The 1,428-nt window shown below is 34.4% G+C and carries 2 protein-coding genes; both read left to right on the top strand.

Features of this window, described 5'->3' with window-relative positions; all coding sequences use genetic code 11:
* The first annotated feature begins 45 nt into the window (after positions 1-45).
* Positions 46-420, top strand: coding sequence for a hypothetical protein (locus tag HNS38_RS20035; RefSeq protein WP_371742972.1), 375 nt, complete (start codon positions 46-48; stop codon positions 418-420).
* 7 nt (positions 421-427) lie between these two features.
* Positions 428-1,396 (top strand): transposase, encoded by a 969-nt coding sequence (locus HNS38_RS20030; protein WP_172284920.1) that lies wholly within the window; start codon positions 428-430, stop codon positions 1,394-1,396.
* The last annotated feature ends 32 nt before the right edge of the window (positions 1,397-1,428 follow it).

Genomic DNA, 1,428 nt, shown 5'->3' with positions numbered 1-1,428 from the left:
GGGTCAAGAACAAAACCTGGGGGGATGAGCTAAAATGTTATACTTTTGAAAAAAAGAATCACATCAATTATGCAAAATGATTTGGCTATTATGAGTTTGTTTTTTCCAGAAGGCATGCTCGACTATTTTGATATTACAGATTTCACAAAGACTTCAGAGCGTATAGACTTTTATTTAAGTGAGAAGAATATTATACCCATAGAATATAAAGACAAGAAGTTAACCTCCAAAGGTTTTTACGACGAAAAGATTGTTGAAGATTTTCCATTACGAGGATTAGAGGTTCGTTTACATGTCAAGCGTCGTCGCTGGATAGTAAGTGAGAGTCAAAAAATAGTAAACAGAAACTGGGAGTTAGTTGCTAAAGGAACACGCAAAACAAAAGAATTTGCGACTTTTTTAAAAGAATACTTTAGATAATACAGCTGTGAGTGCTAGTCATTATGGTCAGTACTACGGAACCGATGGAAAGAAACTCCAACAACAGTATAAAAAACACTTGAGTGATTTTGCAAGTTGGCCACAGAAACACCATGCTGAAAAATGGCTCTTATTTCCAGAGAATATAGGAACCCACTTAAGTTTAGATGAAACATCGTTATCCAATGGAGACTTGTACACCATTCTCACTAACAAAGCAGCCAAGGGACGTAAAGGGGCGATTGTTGCAATAGTCTCGGGGACTAAATCTGCTGAAGTCATTAAGGTTTTAGAACGAATACCTATTGAAAAACGAAAGAATGTAAAAGAAGTTACAGTTGATATGGCCAACAATATGAACCTTATTTCTCGGCTTTGTTTTTCAGAAGCAATGATTGTAATAGACAGATTTCATGTCCAAAAATTAACAAGCGAAGCAGTTCAGCATATCAGAATAAAATACAGATGGGAAGCTATTGATAAAGAAAATGAATCAATGGAACTTGCTAATAAAAATAACACAAATTATGTTTCTGTAGTATTTCAGAATGGAGATACAAGAAAGCAATTATTAGCTAGAAGTCGTTATTTGTTATTTAAGCCCAAAGCTCGATGGACAGAAGGTCAGGAAGAACGTGCAAAGGTTCTGTTTGAAGAATACCCAATCATTGAACAAGCATACAATCTTGCACAAAAACTCACATTTATTTATGAGAATTACAACGACAAAAGCATTGCTATTACGAAACTTGCACATTGGTATAAAGATATTGAAGAAGCAGGTTTAAAAGAGTTTAATACTGTCGCAAAATCAATTCAGATAAACTATGACAAAATCCTTAATTTCTTTAATTACCGAAGTACAAATGCTTCTGCGGAATCCTTTAACGCAAAATTAAAGCATTTTAGGTCTGAATTCAGAGGTGTCAGAGATGTCAAATTTTTCCTTTTTCGATTGACAAATATTTTTGCGTAAAAATCAATTCCCCCAGAATTTCAACTTGACCC

The organism is Lentimicrobium sp. L6, assembly GCF_013166655.1.
In the GTDB taxonomy this organism is placed as follows: Bacteria; Bacteroidota; Bacteroidia; order Bacteroidales; family UBA12170; genus UBA12170.
This window is presented reverse-complemented; position numbering and strand designations above follow the sequence as displayed.